Here is a 19,010-nt window from a genome sequence, read left to right as displayed (position 1 = left end):
AAAAGGACAAGTGATTGACGGGGACGATGTCCCCCATCTGCAAGCCATTGATTCTTATAGTTTGGCGACATGGATTGGGTGAACTGTCCGTAGTTCGAACTACGATAAATGCGCCCCGTTCTTAGTGAACTACGGAAAAAGCGCCCCATCGTCCGCGAACTCCGGAAAAGGTGTCCCGCTTGCGCTAGAACCCCGGGCAATGTGCCCCAGATTTCGCGAGAGGGGGCTCAATTGAGCGAGTGATGCTGGCCGGCGGCACCTTCCTTCTCCCGGGTGCTAGGTCCGTCGGATCATAGAGCTGCTCCTCGTGGCGCTCTATTGTTGCCGAGTCTGACGCTCTTGAACGGCGCAATCGACAGCAGAGTGGACAGTCGGTGGCTGGAACGCGATATTCATCTCCAAGGAACGCCGTAAAAGGCAGGGAGGGGGAGATGCTGGACGGGTGGATCGGTACCGAAGCAGGAGAGCTTTCAGACGAGTCCGCGGTTGAGATCATCAAAAACTGGATGTCGCTCTCGTTACAGCGATCCGAGGGCATCTCGGATATCCATGCAAAGACAGGGATACAGAGGAAGCGACTCGTCAAGCTCTTCAGCTTGCATTGTCAAGACACTCCTCTGCCAGAGGAAATCAAAAAGATCTCCGCCGCTACCGGCTATCCTGCCCACGATCTTGTAGTACAGGCGGCCGACTACCTTTGCCCAACTGTGCTGGACCTCACTCCTTCAGAAAAAACGGTTGTACTTCCCCGAGCATCGCGCAATGCGCTGAAGCTTTGGCTCCGCTCCGCGCGCCGCGATAATCCAAGAGGCCGCTTAACCCAGATGGAGCTGGCGGACCGCATAGGACGATCGCATATGTCAGTGGCAGCATGGGAGAACCCGGGAATCAGCAGAATTCCTAAGTACAAGGATATCTGTGCCATCGCTGAGGCATGCTGCGTTGAACCCCCTGGTCCCGATTTCGACGTGCGCCAGGGGCGGGCCATTCAAGCTGAAGTGATAGCGTCCATGGCTTCTCCGACGGATCTATACGAGGAGATTCTATTCAACGGTTGTCTGTTAAGCCGGCGCGCGCATGCGCCCTCCCATGCCGAGCGAAATGCGCAGGTCTTCAGGGCCCGCTATGGCGGGCAGGGAGATTCCGAGAGCACATTGAGTGCCATAGGGGAGATTCATGGAATCACCCGCGAGCGCATCCGTCAGATCGTGGACAAGCAGCTGTCCTTCCTTCCGACGACCACCGTCCTAACAGCGCAGTTCGATGCACTAGCAGAGGCGTGTCAGGAGCTGGGAGCTGTTGCAGTTCCAGAGGCTGAAGAGCGGTTGCGGAGTCTCTTGGGTGGGACACTGAGCTTGCAGGGCGCAATTGACTACGGGCGCGAGGTGCTCGGGCGATCTCTTCCCGTTCAGATCATTCAGATCAAGAAGGGAGATCCGGTGGTCCTTCCTGGGCAGCTGCCCACGTGGTTTGTGGCGGGGATTTCGCAGTCCAAGGCGGCGATCCGGCATTGTGGTGCCGCCCAGATCAATCTCGTCTGGGCCTTGACCATGCGCCAGCACGGAGATTGGATCGCTCCTGATGAGTTCCGCTCAATCATCGCTCATGCCCCAGGATTCGAGTGGGTCGATGACGATCAAGCCTGGTATTGGTTTGGTGTTGACGGGAGCGCGAATCGAGTCGTGAACCGGGCGATCGATATCCTCTCCAATGCAAAGGGTGCACTTGACATCGAGGTCATTTATAGCGGCGTAACACGCTATTCACGTGGCGCCTCATCTGATGTTGCAGAAGATGCCGGCATTTGGCCGCCAATGGAGGTCGTTCAAAGGGTTCTCGCCAAGACGCCTGTTCTAGTCTGCCAACAAGGCGACGACTTCCGGCTGGCTAACCCTGGTGCGCCTCGTGAGGGCAAGAAGGGAGTTGCACAATCAATCGTTGAGGAACTCAAGCTTCGAGGCGGGCTGGCCTCTCGCAGCGAACTTCATCAATCATTGGTCGTAAATCTTGGACTCAACGCCATCTCCTTCTCTGTTGCCTTGGCTTGCTCGCCCCTCTTGCGCCAAGTTGATCGAGGCATCTTTGCAATTCGAGGCTGGCCGATTAACGCTGCACGCCTGACCGAGGCGCAGGGCCGGGTAGGAACTAGTAGTGGACCACTGGTCAACCATCGGGAGGTCAGCGTCTCCAGCTCCGGCGACGTTAGCTGGGTCAACACGGTTAGCAAGAGCTCGCTGAGTAACCTCTACGCCGGCGTGCCCGCCAAGGCCTTCCTGCATTTGGGAGAGGGCGACTATGATGCAGGTGGCATCATGCTCACACTGACCGAGACCAGGATGGTTGGCTTGATCAAGTATGTGGTTTCGTTGGGAGGCACTGCCGGGACGGCATACAAAGTAACCGCCAATGGCAGGACCAGAAGGGCGCTCGTCGAAGTCATGGGGGCGACAGAGGATGAGTTTGAAGAGGGTAACTGAAGCTCACTCAGAGGTTGCGGCCTTACCAATCGCTCTCGGAAACAACATTGGGCTGTTTAGGCGAGCTCCTTCGCAGTTCACCCACTGATCAAGACTCGGGGAAAGGGGGGCTGAGGGGAGGGGCGCCGAGCTTTCGCTAGGGATCTAGCCAGGCTGGCATGCGCCTTGCCCACCGGAATCGAACTATCAAACCTACGAGACTTGGCGCGGAGCCTAGGCGGCCTGTCTCCAGTGCGGCAGGCGAGAAATGATAACGCCGCCGACTCCATCAAGTTTGATCGACTGAATGCCCTGAGATCTGATAATTTCCAGGCGCATCAGCGTCTCAAGATTGGATTCGGTAAAGAATCGCCCAGCTGCAACAATGCTGGAATTCAAGCGATTGCTCAGTGGCGCCAGATCACGGGTCGCTTGAAGCAGGGCGCGTTGGGCGCTGCGATCCTTCTGTGCGGGAGACCACTTCAACAATGTCTCGACCAACCGCTGAAGGTCCATCCTTAACCGTTCCGGATTTCCGTTGCCCTTGAAGCACTCGAGCCCCTCAATGCGCCCTACAACGACCCTCTCCACAGTGGGCAAATACGGCATTGGCTCATCTTCTGTTCGGCGGCCAGCAAGCATCGCCCGTCGCAACTGAACTTCATCATCGGTCAGCCGTCGTTCGCTCTCTATGTCTACGTGCCCACGCTCGGCGCGCCGTTCAAGCTCCTTAAGAAGCCCGCCGCGGGCTTGAACTGAGAATGACTGGAGCAGCGCGATTGCACGATCAACTTCAGGAGAATTGTCCAACCAATACTGCTTCCCCTGCGCTTGCTCTCTCACCTCTACAAGCGCGACCGCCCGAGCTCTGGAGGCTTCCTGCTCTCTATAGTTCCTGATGCTTGACGACCATAAACCCGCCTGGGCGTACTTCAACGCGCAGTCGTTCCCAATGTTGACGAAACGCCCTCCAGCCAAGGCGACAAGCCAGCCATGACAGTGCTTTTGCTCGCACCCCAGCCGGCCACAGGGGCGAAGATCGTTGGAGCTGAATGTGTACTCATAATCGACTCTCCCGCGTTCTATCTCCTCGATAGGGATTCCATGAAGCCCATGGGTAATCTCAAAGAGGTCGTCCCAACCCTTCGGCCGTGGCGGGACTGGAGCGAAATCAGAAGACATCATTGCCTCCAAGAGCGCGGTTAGTAGTATTGCTACTAATACACCTTTCGGGTACGGCAGGCAACTGGCAGGACGCAGTTCTCCTGCACTAGGCCTTTAAGTGCAAGGCCTGAGCGCCAAAAACGCGGTCCGGCCGCTCGAACGGCGACATCTGCTGTGGCCGCTTGATCTCGGTGCCAGCGCGGTCGGATGCTGCAATGCAGCACTCACCTCTTGCCTGGAGGGCACGTCGTAATTAACGAGCGATGCGGGTGATTGTTCGTGTTCCCAGGGCGCCGCTAGGAAGAGTGCAATCAGTCGCCACCAGGCCTGAGTTCGCTTGGGGCGCACTGATTCCAGCTACCGACGCTGCGCTAGAAGCAACGGCGTTGCTTTGGATTGACGACAATTCAAATGAGCCAAGAACGCCACCATCAAGAGCCAAAGAAGGCCTCTACGTGGCTACCATGGCAACGCGCATACTTGCGGCCGCTGCCGCATAGGCACGGCGTATGCTCGCGGAGCCCTGCGGCGAGTGATTGCCCCAGGAAAGCTCTTGCCTGCAGAAGCGGCTGAATCTCATTGGCGGGAACGCTGACGTGGCCGTACTGCGTTGCTCGCTTGCCTCGATTCATGACCCCCACGATGGCCTCGGACATTTGGATGAAATGCCTGATCAGCAGATCGTCGCTCAGCGGCATTCGGACGTTATCGATGGCCAAGCCCTCGTAGCGCCTGCCCGGGTCCGGAACGAACAGTATGCGCGTTTCACCTTCGGGCTTTGGCGAGACGTCGATCGGCTCCCCGCACGGGCTGACCCACACAGCATGGAACTCTGCCTCCACCAGCACATCCGGCCACTCCCAAAGCTGCCAACCGCACAGCATCTGGCCGCCATCCCGGGCGATCTTGGCCTGCACATTGGGAAAGCACTCATGCACGATCGCGTCGGCTTCAGGCCGGACGGGGAGATAGATCGGCTCTGCGCCAAGTACGACGGAATCGGTCAGACGACGCACCGCAATGGTGATTTTGGGCGGTGTAGTGGTGATTGTGCTCACGGCAAAGCTCCTTGGGGTCGTTACGTCTACTTCTTCCAGCCTACGGCCCCAGCGTCTCTTCCGATGAGATTGGCATCGAGTCCTCGCCGCTGACATGTACTGGGCGGGCCAGCGGCGCACGGTGTCACTGTCTCAGCGTTTTGGCTCCAGCCGGACACTGAGCCGGCGAACAAGCACGGCAACATCACGCATCTCAGCCTGAAGTTTGCTTATTGCGTGAGCATAGGGCTGAGCGCAGTTGCGTTCATGACTCAGCCGCGCCGATAGAACGGTGCGACGGCTGTTGAGGAGAGCCCGCTCAACGTCGTATTTGACCGCTTGCGTGTAATCAATCGTCGCCATTGAACTTCCCCAGAGATGCGGCCTCGCCAGCATTCTGACACGGCGCGCCCATGCACCATCGCGTGCAGAGAGAAATGCCCTGGTCTTCAGGGCTCGCTATGGCGGGCAGGGCGAGGATGAGAGCACCCTGCGTGCAATTGGCGAGGTGCACGGGATTACTCGAGAGAGAATCCGCCAGATTGTATCTAGGCAGCTGTCCTTCTTGGGGAATACCCCTTTGGAGGCTGCGTGCTTCGAGGCACTGGTTGAGGCATGCGCCGGCCTTGGCCCAGTTTCGGTCCAAGAGGCTGAGCAGCAACTGCGCCCCCTGCTCGGAGGAACTCTCACGCTCCAAGGGGCAAGTGACTACGGACGGGAAATACTGGGACGTCCGCTTCCGGTTCAGATCGTCCAGATTAGCGAGGCCGATCCCATGGTTCTGGCCGGGCATTTGCCTGAGTGGCTCCCGCTGGACATGACGCAATCGAGGGCTGCTATTCGCCACTCCGGTGCGGCGCAGCTGAATCTGGTCTGGGCGCTCACCATGCGCCAGCTCGGCGGCTGGGTCAAAACGAGGCAGGCAGTGGTCATGGTGGAATCCGTAGGTTCAGAAGGAACTCCCTAGCTAAACGGCACTCACGGTTCTATTTGCCATTCCTAGGGGTGACGCGATGATCCAGAATCGCCAGTCTCTGTGCTATCGGACAACGTCGAAATTCCGGCCGTCACGTACAGCCCCCTTCCTGCACCCGTCGGAACAGCTTGCATAGCCTCACCGAATTCGGTCCAATCTTGGCTCAAATGCCACCAGGTAGCGCTTTCGCTACGCCTGAATATGCACCAAACCTGCGTAGGCTCACTACCGTCCCGAACACTGGACCCATCGCCCCCGTCGCCGCGAGTCGACCGCAGGCGCAGCCCTAGCGCTTGAAATTGCACGAGTCGCTGCTCGCCTCCGCTTCTGAGCACCCTTGTCGGCCGAAGAGACAGAGATTACCTTCTCCAAGGATCATGTGACCCACGTCGTCGCAGACCCTCCCGTTCCCTTCTCTACGCCGAATTCGGTTTCGACCTCGGTGAAACCTCGCGAATGTCACAGGGCGCCGGCAGGCTTGGCGCCCGTTTTTCCGAAGGAGAGGGCGCCCACGCCACCTGAACCCTGGCAATGGCCCCATCACGGATCTGCAGTTCAATCAGTGGAACCTCCAGAGTGCTGGCCTGCGCATTCTTCGGCTTCTGTGTGGGGTGGCACAGCCGCGATCTAAGACCTTGGTCATAAGCACGACATACGCAATCCATCATTGCGTCCACAAGGTGCCTGCGGCCGCCGATGGAACCAAGCACCGACGCCACGCTCGCCTGCGGAGACAGATGCAGTTCAAGAGACGTGCGCAGTTTCTCAGAAAAGTGCAGTAGGGCGTTTCCGCAGGCAATCGTCAGCTCCTTGTCCACTACCGCCAGGCTGAGCCAAGCATGACCGCTCTCCGACAGGCCATAGGGGCCGATAAGGAATGTGCGATCTCTGGCCGGCGACGCTGACGTTGAATCGAGCGGGCGAGCGTGACCTTCGCTTGGCACCATTTCGCGCTCCTGTTTCGCCACTTCCGCAACGGCCTGATCCGTGATGGCCGCCAGCCGGTCAATGACGCCTTTGGGCAAAGGCGTCAAGCGGAAGACTTGGGGGCCACCCAGGTGCGAGAAGCCCCACAGGCAATCGTGGTCAGGATCTGCGCCAACGCCTTCAAACACGAAATGTGTCGGTGCCGTTCTAGAGGCAGGCAGCTCCCGAGTGACAAGATAGGCAGGCGGGGCAGCCACTGCGGCATAGGCCTGATCCCATGCCTGGTTGGATTCGGGCACATAGAGAACTCGTCTTTCCCGCTGACGCTGGGCCCACTCCAAGTAGACCTCGGCCCACGAAGCGCATTGATACGTTGGGAAGCTGCGCATGCCTGCAAGCGCAGTCCGGGCGTTCATCGCGATGTATCCACAGGCACAGACACCCAGCGCATTTTTATCATTGAAGCGGGCGAACTGGGTTTGACCGCACTGCGGGCAGGTACAGCTGAGCCGCAGCCCATGCCAGGGGCAACGAGTGATGGAGGGAAGCTGGAACAGCGCACTGTGGTATCCGTGCTCAGCGCACTCCCAGCATTGCCGAAGCGGTCTCGGATGCCGAGAGAACAATCCTGGGCAGTCGGTTGGCGACCAGACTTCCGGGGCCCAATATGCCCCCACCTTCGTGTCGGTCAACGCCAAGCTCCAAAGGAAGTTCGATCGGGGCTTGCCCAATCGCTGGGTCGCAATCAGAACATCCATCCCCTTTCGATTCCTGAAGCCAAGGGCCGTCAGCTCCACACCGGCGGGGAGGGCAAACGCCGTGATGCGTTGAGCCAATCCGTAGCCGGAGATGTAGGGATAGGGGCTGAGGTCAGCCCCTATCATGCGTGGCACTGCCGGCTGCCCTTGGATATCGTCGTTCCAGGCCATTACGTGCTCCTTCCGTCAGCTCGTCAGAGGCATACGCATGCGCGCCCGGACGTACTCCAACCGCAGATAGCCGCAGTTCTGCAGGGCGGTGGCCACCTGGTCGGCGGTGAAGCCTGTGAAGTCCTTCTGCCGAAATGCAATGTCGTGGAGCAAATGACGCACCATCAAGGTGAACGTTGCCATCGGCCAGGCCTGGCTCTCCGGCAACTTTCCCTTCTTTCGAAGCTCTCCCATCACCTGCCAGATCAGCGGGGCCTCCATCGCCAGGCGCCAGCCGCCGTCGAAGGCGGAGCGGGCGAAGTAGCGGCTGTAGGGCATGTCAGGCGTTGGCCACCAACTGCTGTCGTAACCGCCCAAGGCATGCTTGGCCTCATCCAGGCCCATCAATGGGCCAAAGGGGGCGGTGGCCATGAACCAGCGCCGGATGCTGTGGGTTGCACGATCACGCCAGTCATCGCCCACGTCCACGCCTTCGGCGTCACTCTGGCGCATCAGCACCAAGAACAGGCTCAGCCGGTCCTCTCTGACCATACTGTCCAGATCCTCCAGGTACTCGTACTCGGCCTCGGTGATCCGCTGCGCATTGTCGATGAACAGGACCATCCTGCTCACGCCGGCTTGGCCGCAGCGGCTGCTGATCAGGTTCCTGAGCTTGGCCATCCCTGCCGCTGCTGAGGTTGCGCTTGAGCTACCGATCCCCATCCGATCATTCATGGTCGACCAGAAGGCGCGGTCCGTGCGACGAATGCCGCTGGCCATGACCATCCGCATCGCCACACCCATCGGGGATTTGTCGCTGTCAATCAGCCAGCGCGGTGCATTGTCGGTGAGGTAGGCAATGGCGGTGGTTTTCCCCACGCCGCCGCCTCCATAGGCCGAGCACCCGTGGTGTCCTTCAAAGATGTTCTTACGAATGAAATTGGCCAGCCGCTCGGTGGGCTTGGTGTTGATCTGGTAACCATCGGGGACCAGCAACGGATGGTGGGAGGCAATCAGCGGATTGCTGTGGGTGTGTTTCATGGCAAGGTCTGGAAGTTGGCGGTGGCAGAGCTGGCGAGGAGGCGATCAGGCGTCGCACTATTCATCCAGGCTGATCCAGCCGTCGGTTGCCATCGTGATAGCCGTGCTGTAGCAGTCAGGCTCAACAGCCTGGCGAGACACTGGGCGTGTCGCCGCGTCCATGCGCGCCAATTGATCGACCGCCAGCTGTGAGGTCTGCATCCTGCTTTTGAGGAAGCCCACATAGGCCACAACTGCGCAATCAGCACCGGCAACGCTGAACCCGTCGCGATTCTTGATCCATCGCATGATCAAAGATCGGGTCGTCTCATCGTGTGCCGTGCGGGCCCAAGGGTCTGCAGCGCGTACACCGCACAACGGAGCGGTGACGCTCTTCATCAATGTCAACGTACGTAGGTCATTGCGATTGACGCGAGCGAGCACCGTCTTGCCGATCAGCTCCCAGCGCCCATCCAGGCCGGGTCCACGGTATTTGACATATTTGTAGTTGACGTGGGGCATCACACCCTGGGGCCTGTTGCCATGCACGACCAACGGAACCAGGACCGTGCACAGGTCCGCGGCGTCCTGCTCGGCGACATCGGGACTGAAAGCAAAGGCCGAGCAGGGCTGGGTCCTGAGGAACTGAAGAGGAGACAGGCTCCCCAGCGCTGGGTGCGGCGTAGCGTTGTAGTTTGCGATGATGACGTCAAGCAGCTCTTCGAATGCGCCCAGATTGAAGTAGTGCTCATTCCCAGGGACTTTGCTTATCCGTCGCCTGCTTTCATTTAGGGACTTGGCAGGCTCAAAGCCGCCAGGGATCCGGCGCAGTGCTCCGCGCTCCAAGCGCGAGAACAGCTGCTCGACAATAGGCCGAGATCGGGGCTCGTGGGCGCGGCCGAAGATGATCACGCCACCGCGGGAGCGACACATCGAAGCTTCCAGCTCCAGGGCTGAGTGGGCCAAGGCGTTGTCCAGGGCGATCGAGCGCGAGCGCCTGGAGGCCAATGCCGGCTCCAGTCCCGTTGGCATTCCCGCACCGGGCGCATAGGCCAGATCAGGAATGGTGAGCTCGCGAGGCGACCACGGGCGAAGTCCCGATGCCAGGCAGGTGGCCACATCGAGGTTGTTGTAGCCACGACCAACGCGCAGGGACCACGAGACAATGGCTCTGGAGCGCACCTCCACCTCTACCAGAAGCCACAGGGTAGTGATGGGCCGCTCTGCAACCCCGCCATCCGGAAGCTCAACACTCAAGGTGCCTTCGACATCGATGCGGTGCGCGTCGAACTCCGTACGATCAAACAGCCTGCCTCGGAAGGCGTCTTCCAGCTTATGGACAGCCATAGGCTCCAGCTCCAGCGTCCCCGGCACGACCGCGGCAAGCCGGTCACGACGCAGGTAGTCGAGCAGGGCTCTGCGCCCATGGTCAGGCGTGTTCAGGGGGTAGTGGTCAGAGAGATCCAGTCGACGCAGTTCCGCGCAAATGCGCTCATGTAGGCGGGAGAATGCCCTTGGTGCACGCCCTGGCGGCAATGGGTCTGTGAAGCGCTCCACCAGGTCACGCACTGCAGGCAGCGCCTGAAGCAGCTGAGCGATGCTTCCGGGCCCGCCACTGCTAGGAACAGACACCTCGCCTGATGCTCCTGGCATGCGCTGATAGGTGCCGTAGGGCACACATACGCGAAATCCGTTGGCCATGCCGTCGGCATGGACGCCCGGCGCATGGGCTACCATCCGCCTTAGGCGTTTACGACACAGTCCGTGCAGCTTGGCCGCCCGCGCAAGGGAGAGCTGCCCGGTGACCACCCCGAGCAGCGCGGCCTCAGCACGGCGATAGGAGTCGCGGTCTTCTTCCCGCACCTCATTCACATTCGGCCGGTACCACGTGGCCAGCTCCTGGGCATCGTAGAGATAGGGAGGATTAGCCACGGACGAGCTCCAGTACGGCGTCCGAAGCGCCGGGGGTATGGTCGATCAGGTGGACCACGCCCTGGTGAACCATCCAGGCCACCGTGGCTCGCACCTGGTTGGAGGTATAGGGCAGGGCAGCTGCAACGCTGAGCAGGCTCAGACGAGCGGCGCGCTTAAGCAGCTCTTTTACCTGCTCAGCGATCGCAGCCCGCGCGCTTATACGGGCGCTATCCCATACCAGTGGCAACAGCTCGTAGGCAACGGCGATCTGGGACAACTGGGAGGTCAGCTCGTGCTCGGTAACCAGTGTCAGATTGACCCCGTTGCGAGTCCCAATCTCGATGAGCTCCTGCTTTCCCGGCAGCGCCATTGAGCCTGTGGTGCTCTGCAGAGTACGGGCGGCCGGTATGATCAGATCAAATCGCTCGGTGCCGTCATTTCGCTCCGACCAGAAGCTCAGGTCTATGCGGCTCTTGCTCGTTACTTGAAGCTGCCGCGGCCTTTCCACGTAGGTTCGCACGGTTGGATCGAACTCGAGCAGAAGGGCGTAGGCAAACGCACTGGCGTCGGCGACGGTGACCACGCGGCCATTGCGCGGGGACTGGAACACGAAAACCTCGCGCCGGCTACGCTGGCCTCGCTTGAGCGGACGGGGTGTGTAGTTCAGTGAAGCGTCAACGTGATGTGACGTGGCCACGCCCGAGGCGGTGGCCGCTGCTCCTGCAGTCATTGGTTTCTCCTGTTGCGGCGCATGTGTGCGCTGCTTCGCACCATGCGCGGCCAGGGAAACTCAGCACGCCTCTTGTCTGCCGGGGTCGACTGGCCCGAGCGAGCGCACACGAGTGCCCAGCCGCCGGCATTGGGCGACTTGACTTGGGGGGAGAAATGCGCGAGCCTGATGTCAGCTTCTACTAGTGCTCACCACCTCTCGCTCCGACGAGAGGCCAAATGCCTCCGCGCCAACGGGGGCATTTTTCATTTCTATGGTCCGGAGTTCTGAACTAGGTCTGCGAGGATGTTCTCCTTACCGTCAGCAACTGGGGGGCGGCTCCGGGCGCGAGGCTCTGCTGCATCCATCTGCAACAGTTACGTAAACGACGCCGACAGGGTCATCGACGCCGACAAGTGCAGCAGGCGTCGGCGCGAACAACGCAGTCAGCCCCGACTGGGCGCGAAACTGTGGCTACTAGCATCCTGCCGACTCAACGCCTTGTGCGTGATGTCGTAATTGGGCCAACCACTGCGCGACATCCTTGCACAGTGCGAACTTGCCGCGCCGATGTGCGATGGCAAAAACAGGAACGGGCAAGACCCCTCGAGCGAGGGCCTGGCGGAAGGCGTCGGAAGAGCTGTAGCCCAAGGCTTGCCGCAGATCATCCTGGCCAATCATTGGTCCATAGCGCTGCAGCAAATCCTGCTCCAGCAAGCGAGCCAGTGGGTCCACGATCGTGTCACGCTCAGTCATGGCACTAGCGTAGTCATTGCATTGGCTTTTGCACAGATGGCAAGCTGGAGTAAATCGTTACTCTATTTCCACACCAAGATGTCTGCTAAGCCATTGAAAAGGATAAAGCCTTATCACGAAGCCCGGCTAGAAAACATGCTGTGTTTTGCCCAATCCGATCGCCCCAGATCATTGAAGAAGGCGTTGAACGTCCTTAGAGCTGGCGTTTGGTTTGAAGGGCTACGCATACGCCTGCACCAATCCACCGCCTACGGCGTCGGACAGCGACTGCAGCCACACACCTACCGTGATGGCTTGTATCACCACAACGTGTGGGCCAAGTACGCTGTGGGGAAGCACCTCCCAAGTGCTGAGACGGTCTATGCCTGTGAACAGCAGGTCCCGCGTTCTAGCTACCTGCTGGAGGATCCGAGCTGGGACCTGCTGGATGTGCGTCGGCCGATCGGTGGCGACGGTGACAAGCTGCTGAAGCGACTGCGGCCATCGATCCAAAGTGCCCTATTCGAAGAACGGGCATTGGCGATGGGGCGCTATGTTCGGCGCACCGCCCCGGTCCAGCCGCTAATCCGCCTTGAGGGGCAGGCAGACCTGCAGGCGATCGCTGCTGCCGTCGTACTCGTTCGGGAAGCCCATGAAGCGGGTGATGCGTCGCGTGCGTTTGACATCGGACGTTCATTGCATGGAATCATGCTGATGGCCGCCACTGTGACGGGCTTGCGAGCGATCGCACCGGAACTTTTCGAGTACCTTATCCGATATGTTTTCCCAATGGCCTCTGACACGTTCGTTGAGTTCGAACTGGACCGGGGAGTGCTCAATGCCCAGGCAGATTGGCTGCGCAGCACCATCCTTCACATGAAAGCCAATGGCTGGACGGGCTACGTCCCCGGCGGCCCAACGCGGGAGCTTCGCCGACTGCTCTCGGTCGACTACGGCTTTGACCTTCGCTTTGGATTGGGGCCGAGAATCAAACTGAAGGTGCCGTTCGAAGACGCCAGCGAAGACGTGCGACGGTCCGTCAGTTTCAATAACGTTGCCTGGGAGTGGGCAACCTCGGTACTAGCAACGGGAAGAAGGCAAGCTCTGCTGCCCGAAGACGCGATTATTCGCTTGATGGCTGCCCACGAAGAGCCAGGTGGCGCCAAGGCGCACTCCCATCCGATGGAGAGTGCGTAGATCGTTGTAATCACTCATGTCCACCGCGGAGGCGGGCACTGAACAAGCTCCGTATTCCTTACCCAAGATCCTAGGTTCAGCGCCTTGCAGTGGCCGAATGAACGGGACGAGCGCGGCAGGGGGAGGGGGCGGAGATGACCCATCGCGCCGGCGCCCGATCATTAAATGTCTGGCACAACGGTCGACGAGCCTCTCCTCGGGACAATGCCGGCAGGTGGCCGCGTACTGCTGTTGCGGTGAGGCCAGGTAGCAAAGCCACGCGGCAGCGCTGCCGGAAAGCATTGCCAGGATGGCAAGCAAAGCGGTCATGGCATCGTTCTCGTGATGGCATGCTCCTCCTCCGCGACGATGGAAGGGCTTTTCGGGGTCACCAGGTCCAGCGCGCATTGGCGGTGATGGTACGGCCGCTGGGCACTATGTGTGAGCCTAGTGGTACGCATCTGAAGAAGACTGAGCCATAGCTCAGTAAAGTCAGTCTTTGAGTCGCTTCTCAAAGTCGGCAATGAGCTTGCCCAGGGATAGGCCTGTCAGGCGCGCTATGTCCCTAAGCTCCACGACGTCAACCCTGCGCTTCCCTGTCTCAACATCGCTAATGAACGACTGGCTGCGCCCCAGCTTGCTGGACACTTGTACTTGGGTAAGGCCAGCAGCCAAGCGCGCGTCTCTGACGGTCTCAATCAGGGCGGCGTATTCCTTGCGATGGATTGTCTTGGCCACGGCCGCACCCTGGTTGAGCGGCTTCAGAAGCTATATCCAGTTCTCCGATATCTAAAAACCAGATATCCTGTGCTTCTCATTGACAGGGGAAGGGCATGATCAAAGAACAACGTCGACGCGACGCAGCTGGCTGGGGCAGGCAGGGCTTGCTGCTTGCTCTGACGGTCCTAGTTGCCGCCTGCAGCGGTCCAGTAGACAGGAAGTTGGTCACTGACGGCACGCAGGAGCAATACAGAGCGTCGATTGACGCGATTGACGCCGAGCTGAGTGCCCATGAGCGGGATGCCTTCAACTGGGCCGTTGCCGACCTTGATCTGGCTGAGCTGAACAAGGCCTACCCGAATGCATCTATAAGACAGGTGGTTAGGGGGCACATCAAGCAGATTAGGGATGCCCATCCAAAAGAAATTCTTGCTCTGCAGGAGCAGGCCAACACACAGCGTCCGACGATCACCGAACTAGAAAGAGTGCGTGCGAGTGGCGCAACGTTACGGATCGAGGACAGCTTCTTTGGCCCGAAGCCGGTCATTGAGGCGCGAATTGCCAATAGCTCAACTTTGGCGCTCAGCCAGGCCAGCTGGGCGGCGACGCTCTACATCAATGGCGAAGCTCAGCCCACGGCAAAGTCGCGGGTGCACAGCGACTTCCGATCGATTGATGGCCTCAAGCCGAACCACGGCGTCACGGCGCGCTTCAATGTTGGCTTCGTAAAAGGTGATGATGCGTGGTCGACACTGGCAATTCGACAAGCGTCTTCAACGCGAGTCGAGCTCGAACTAATTCCTCAGACGGCTTTGGACTTCAATGACAAGCCCTACATAGCTGCCAACTATAGGGAAAAGATCCATTCTCTGGAGAATCAGCTTAAGCAAGCCGAGAAGTTCTCAGATATCTGACTCATTGGCGTTCAGCAACTGCGTCCGATGACCAAGCGCAGCGCGGAACGCTCCAGATCCAAGTGTCCAACTACTGATGAGGATTCTAGCGCTCAATGCGACCGACCATCCTTGCTCTCGATCTCGAGGGGACGCTGATCTCAAATGCTGTCAGCCAGATTCCACGCCCAGGGCTTTATCAGTTCCTTGAGGTCGCTCATGAACTCTTCGAGCATCTGGTCATCTACACCACGGTCCCTGAGGCAGCTTTCCGCAGGATTTCGCGGCTGCTGGTCGAGGAAGGGAGCGCGCCAGGCTGGTTCGCTGAGTTGCCATATACATTCTGGGGAGGGGCAACGAAGGACCTCCGGTATGTGTCTCCGATCCTGGGTGCAGCGCTGTTGCTGGACGATCACTCGGACTACATCCATCCGGGGCAGGAGCGCTATTGGATTGAGGTCTCTTTGTTCGGCGCTCCATATGACGCGGATGACGCCGGCCTGGAAGTGGCCCTTGAGATGCTGAAGGAACGATTGGTTGTTCCGTTGTAGTTGGTGTGCTTAGTGAGTGGGTTGGCGGGTGCAGCTCTTCCAGCCAGCAGCGCCGGTTGCTGCATAGGAATGGGCTGTCGTTCAGGAGATCCGACATGATTCGAACAAGTTTGACCCACCCTTTAGCTATCGCGGAACTCCCGGTTGGCGAAAGGGGAGGGGCAATTGGTGTGACCTTCGCGCCAGGTAAGTACCAAGAAGTTGCGATGACGGGGGCATGGGCGAGAGACATCGATGTGGATGTCTCTGTGATTCAGCGTTGGGGAGCCAGCCACCTGATTACGCTACTCGAGCCGTGGGAGTTCAGTGAGTTGCGGATCGAGTGCTTGCCTCAAGTGGTTGAAGGGCAGGGCATCTCATGGCATGGCCTTCCAATCACGGATGGCGCAGCGCCTGACCAGAGGTTGCTCGAACGATGGCCAGTACTGGGGTCAATGCTCGTTCGGAGTTTGCATTCGGGCCTGCGCATTGTGGTCCACTGCAAGGGTGGGCTGGGGCGAGCCGGCACTGTCGCAGCGATGCTTCTACTGCAGTCAGGGGCTGAGCGAACAGCGCAGGCTGCCATTGGCTCGGTGCGACGTGTCAGGCCGGGTGCCATCGAGACCGCTGTCCAGGAGGAGTTCCTGCAGCAATGGGCACAGGGACTGCGCTCGTAGTTGCCCTTCCAGATCAAACGCGTGGCGAGCTCATCAGTCGTTCAAGGCCAGGCCCTGGCTATTGGCGCCACCGATACCTACGCGATCTAGTTGACCGCTGACACCGGATTCGCTGGGTCGCGCGCCCACTAGTGGACGCGGCGCGGAGAGTATCCGCTAAAGCCTCCAGTCGCTACTTGGCTGCAGCCAGTACTGTCTGCCCAGAGGGATAAAGGTCTCCATTGCCACGTCCAAGATCAACGGCTGACGCCAGCCATGGCCTGGCACGAAGCAAAAGTCAGTCGGGTCAAGTGCTCCCGATTGAACTCGGCTAACGAGCCAAGTGCATCTCCTGCTGATCTCTCGATCAAGTACCCGACGGGCGGCCTCCTCGTCCAGATGAGCTTTCAGGAACTCCGACGCAACGTTGCGCATGCCGGCCCACAGTACATACCTCTTGCGTCCCAAGCTCAGTGCATTCCACTCCGGGAGCTGGGTCGATCTCAGGCCATTGCCCAGCGTGGGAGATAGCCGATACTTGCGTAGCAGGTTGGCCAGGTATGCACGGGCTTCGCTCTCTGCGAGCGAGGTTCCCAAGGTCCGTTTGGCAGTGGACGGGCATTCGGCAGCCCATCGGGTAAGCGTACTGGTCAACCTGGCCTCCAGACTCACGTCCTGACGTGACCAAGCGGCCTGATAGGTCCATGCCAGAGGCTCATACAAGGACCTCGCCCCGGAATTGGGGGCTGCGATGGGAATGCGCTGCAGTACGCGAAGTGAGGCAAGCGTATCGAGTGCGGCTGAGGCCAAGCCCTCGGCGGCAACAGGCCCGCTTACGGTCCTTGAGCGCTCCAGTGCGCACCAGGCGCAGGCTAAGAACGGGCCGATTGAACGAACGAAATCGTCCAACTCTGGCCAATGCGAAATGAGGGTCGGTTGGGTGACAACATAGGCCACTTGTCTCTCAGATCGCTCGCCTAGTTCACCAGCATAGCAGCGAGGCGAGTTCGCGTCCATCTGATCTTCAGATATCACCACACTGCTGTCCGTGGCTGCGCTGGAGTTGTGAGTGAAAGTCCCGTCGCTTCCTCCAGCGGCGTTCTAGGTTCTTTGGGGAGCCGTGCTATGCCGAGGAGCGCGAGTAGGCCATTGAGCATGGACGAATCAGTGGTTCAAGTTCCATGTCGCGCGGCCGATACAGCTCTGTCCAGACTCCTGGCGGGTCGTCCCGGCCACGAATCCAGTCGATGGCATCCCGTTTGCCCAGGAGCTCCGGAGCGACGTTCTAAGTACCCTGCCATGTACTCAATTCAGAAGATCATCGACCTGCTGCTGCTATTGGGCGTTCCTTCGCTGCTCTTCATTGGCGCTTACGTTCTGCGCCGCCCCAAAAGAGAGCTCAGTTGGGAGCCGGTGCTGGATCAGCGAGTTCATTGCTGGAAATGGTGCGCCTATGGCTTCATTTTTCTCTTGTATGTTCCCGGGACGACGTTGTATCGAACGTTGATTCCTACGGGTTGTGATGGACTTGTTTGCGTCCAGTTCTTCACCGCGAGTGGATACCGTATCGCCCCGAGCGAACTTCATGTTGTTCTCGTCGCAACTGCCGTTTTCGCGGGGTACTTCTTTGCGCGTGTTCGAGCTTCGTACTCACCGATTCCTACCAGGGCCCGGGGCTACGTCCTGAAGGTTGCCTATCATGGCAAGGGGGAGTACTCGCCACACTTGGAGATAGCCCGCCAAGTTCGCCGGCGTCAGCTCAGAGCGGAGCTTGCTGAAAGGCGTAGGCTTGAGCGGGAGGGCTTCCACCTATGGTTAAGATCCGTACGGCCGTGGGTTTGCACGTTGGCCAGAGGCTCTACTGTTGAGCTACTTAGCCCCATGCTGTCGGGAAGGGACCCACTCACTCTTGTCAGGTGGCTATCTCGTAGCGGCCCCATACATGATGTAGTCCTTCTTTCTAGGCGGCTTCGTTGGTGTGAGGCGTTCTTCTACCACCTCACCGTGAATCATCGACTTTCCTTCAAGTCAGTTCGATCCGAAGGCATACGATTCAGGGTCGGCTGAAGGCCTCATTCATCACATCCTGTGTGTCTTAGGGCGATACACGATTCTGGGAGGCCGGGCGTATTGGCTAATCAGGCGAATGGGTGGTATATCACGCTCAATGATAGCTCGTGCTCGCACTCACCTTGCCGCGGAAAACGCGGTATGACCAGGCGGTGTAGCCCAGGATGACCGGAAGCATGACCGCCAAGCCGACCAGGCTGAAGCCAAGCGACGACACTGGCGCTGCTGCATCCCAGATCGTCAATCCGGGCGGGAGCAGGTACGGCCACATGCCGAGTACGAGACCTAGGTAGCCCAGGACAAACAACGACAGGCTCAGTAGGAAAGGGGCAAGATCATGAGTGGGGCGTTTCTCCGCGCGCCACAGCGCCACTGCCACGGCGAGCGTAAGAAGGGGGACGGGGGACAGCCACCAGAAATTCCCGTCACTGAACCAGCGAGTCATTAGTCGCAGATCAAGGAACGGCAGCCAGCTGCTCACGAGCCCCATGGCCACGATCACGGCGACCACCAGGGGGCGGGTCAGGCGCCTGGCAAGTGCCTGGGTTCGCCCCTCGGTCTTCAAGATTAGCCAGGTGCCTCCAAGCAAGGCGTAGCCGGCAACCAAGGCTGCTCCGGTAAGCATGGCAAAGGGGCTGAACCATAGGAATGGTCCGCCAGCGTAGGTGTCACCAGTCATTGGCACGCCTTGCACCACCGTGCCAAGAATCACTCCTTGAGAGAACGCGGCCAGAAGCGAGCCAAGGCCGAAAGCCACGCTCCAAAGCCTCTTGGAGCGATGGGCTTTGAACCTGAACTCAAAGGCGACCCCCCGGAAAACCAATGATACAAGCAGCAGAAGTACTGGAAGGTACAGGGCCGAAAGAAGCGCTGCATAGGCTGTTGGAAACGCTGCTAGCAATCCGGCTCCGCCGAGCACCAGCCAGGTTTCGTTGCCATCCCATATTGGGGCAGCGGTGTTCATCATCACATCGAGCTGCTCTTCATCCTCGGCAAAGGGCGCGAGAATGCCAATACCGAGTACGAAGCCGTCGAGGACGACGTACATCAGGACGCCGAAGCTGATGACGGCGAACCAGGCGATGGGCAACCAGGTCATCGAGTCCATGTCAGCGTTCC

The 19,010-nt window shown here is 59.5% G+C and carries 15 protein-coding genes; 6 read left to right on the top strand and 9 right to left on the bottom strand.

Features of this window, described 5'->3' with window-relative positions; all coding sequences use genetic code 11:
* The first annotated feature begins 431 nt into the window (after positions 1–431).
* Positions 432–2,477 carry a helix-turn-helix domain-containing protein gene (locus ACZK13_RS10645; RefSeq protein ID WP_032966756.1) on the top strand — a complete coding sequence of 682 codons (2,046 nt, stop codon included), beginning with the start codon at positions 432–434 and terminating at the stop codon, positions 2,475–2,477.
* Positions 2,478–2,690: 213 nt separating this feature from the next.
* Here the strand turns inward: ACZK13_RS10645 and ACZK13_RS10640 are convergent, their stop codons facing one another.
* The 3 genes from ACZK13_RS10640 to ACZK13_RS10630 all read right to left on the bottom strand — a co-directional run bounded on the left by ACZK13_RS10640 (position 2,691) and on the right by ACZK13_RS10630 (position 5,020).
* The gene (locus ACZK13_RS10640; protein WP_125893261.1) at positions 2,691–3,638 is read right to left on the bottom strand and encodes a CXC family chemokine; all 948 of its coding nucleotides are present in this window, start codon (positions 3,636–3,638) and stop codon (positions 2,691–2,693) included.
* A 413-nt stretch (positions 3,639–4,051) separates the two neighbouring features.
* Positions 4,052–4,678, bottom strand: coding sequence for an SEC-C domain-containing protein (locus tag ACZK13_RS10635; protein ID WP_050557871.1), 627 nt, complete (start codon positions 4,676–4,678; stop codon positions 4,052–4,054).
* A gap of 132 nt (positions 4,679–4,810) precedes the next feature.
* Complete coding sequence (locus ACZK13_RS10630; RefSeq protein WP_128988313.1) at positions 4,811–5,020, bottom strand: hypothetical protein; 210 nt, start codon at positions 5,018–5,020, stop codon at positions 4,811–4,813.
* Here ACZK13_RS10630 and ACZK13_RS10625 point away from each other — a divergent pair.
* A complete protein-coding gene (locus tag ACZK13_RS10625; RefSeq protein ID WP_080101813.1) occupies positions 5,010–5,624 on the top strand; it encodes a sigma factor-like helix-turn-helix DNA-binding protein in 615 nt (204 codons plus the stop codon). The genes ACZK13_RS10630 and ACZK13_RS10625 overlap by 11 nt on opposite strands.
* Positions 5,625–6,049: 425 nt before the next feature.
* Here ACZK13_RS10625 and ACZK13_RS10620 read toward each other — a convergent pair whose 3' ends face one another.
* From ACZK13_RS10620 to ACZK13_RS10605, 4 genes are read right to left on the bottom strand one after another with little or no spacing between them, the layout of a single operon-like run.
* On the bottom strand, positions 6,050–7,489 hold the full coding sequence (locus ACZK13_RS10620; RefSeq protein WP_005413363.1) for a hypothetical protein: 1,440 nt from the start codon (positions 7,487–7,489) through the stop codon (positions 6,050–6,052).
* Positions 7,490–7,504: 15 nt separating this feature from the next.
* Complete coding sequence (locus ACZK13_RS10615) at positions 7,505–8,509, bottom strand: AAA family ATPase (protein ID WP_005413362.1); 1,005 nt, start codon at positions 8,507–8,509, stop codon at positions 7,505–7,507.
* A 57-nt stretch (positions 8,510–8,566) separates the two neighbouring features.
* Positions 8,567–10,420, bottom strand: a complete 1,854-nt coding sequence (locus tag ACZK13_RS10610; protein WP_005413361.1) for a hypothetical protein — start codon at positions 10,418–10,420, stop codon at positions 8,567–8,569.
* On the bottom strand, positions 10,413–11,132 hold the full coding sequence (locus ACZK13_RS10605) for a hypothetical protein (RefSeq protein ID WP_032966753.1): 720 nt from the start codon (positions 11,130–11,132) through the stop codon (positions 10,413–10,415). The genes ACZK13_RS10610 and ACZK13_RS10605 overlap by 8 nt, the downstream gene beginning before the upstream one ends.
* A gap of 633 nt (positions 11,133–11,765) precedes the next feature.
* Between ACZK13_RS10605 and ACZK13_RS10600 the strand changes: the two genes are divergently transcribed.
* On the top strand, positions 11,766–13,043 hold the full coding sequence (locus tag ACZK13_RS10600) for a hypothetical protein (RefSeq protein ID WP_478482498.1): 1,278 nt from the start codon (positions 11,766–11,768) through the stop codon (positions 13,041–13,043).
* A 471-nt stretch (positions 13,044–13,514) separates the two neighbouring features.
* Here ACZK13_RS10600 and ACZK13_RS10595 read toward each other — a convergent pair whose 3' ends face one another.
* Positions 13,515–13,760 (bottom strand): helix-turn-helix domain-containing protein, encoded by a 246-nt coding sequence (locus ACZK13_RS10595; RefSeq protein WP_017354505.1) that lies wholly within the window; start codon positions 13,758–13,760, stop codon positions 13,515–13,517.
* 95 nt (positions 13,761–13,855) lie between these two features.
* Between ACZK13_RS10595 and ACZK13_RS10590 the strand changes: the two genes are divergently transcribed.
* From ACZK13_RS10590 to ACZK13_RS10580, 3 genes are all read left to right on the top strand, one after another.
* The gene (locus ACZK13_RS10590; protein ID WP_032966750.1) at positions 13,856–14,656 is read left to right on the top strand and encodes a hypothetical protein; all 801 of its coding nucleotides are present in this window, start codon (positions 13,856–13,858) and stop codon (positions 14,654–14,656) included.
* A gap of 95 nt (positions 14,657–14,751) precedes the next feature.
* Positions 14,752–15,186 carry an NIF family HAD-type phosphatase gene (locus ACZK13_RS10585; protein WP_032966749.1) on the top strand — a complete coding sequence of 145 codons (435 nt, stop codon included), beginning with the start codon at positions 14,752–14,754 and terminating at the stop codon, positions 15,184–15,186.
* A gap of 95 nt (positions 15,187–15,281) precedes the next feature.
* Positions 15,282–15,842, top strand: coding sequence for a cyclin-dependent kinase inhibitor 3 family protein (locus ACZK13_RS10580; protein ID WP_032966748.1), 561 nt, complete (start codon positions 15,282–15,284; stop codon positions 15,840–15,842).
* A 2,143-nt stretch (positions 15,843–17,985) separates the two neighbouring features.
* Here ACZK13_RS10580 and cydB read toward each other — a convergent pair.
* The gene (gene cydB / locus ACZK13_RS10575) at positions 17,986–18,999 is read right to left on the bottom strand and encodes a cytochrome d ubiquinol oxidase subunit II (RefSeq protein ID WP_005413358.1); all 1,014 of its coding nucleotides are present in this window, start codon (positions 18,997–18,999) and stop codon (positions 17,986–17,988) included.
* Positions 19,000–19,010: the final 11 nt, after the last annotated feature.

The sequence above is a fragment of the Stenotrophomonas sp. 99219_Sma genome (genome assembly GCF_056480785.1).
This window is presented reverse-complemented; position numbering and strand designations above follow the sequence as displayed.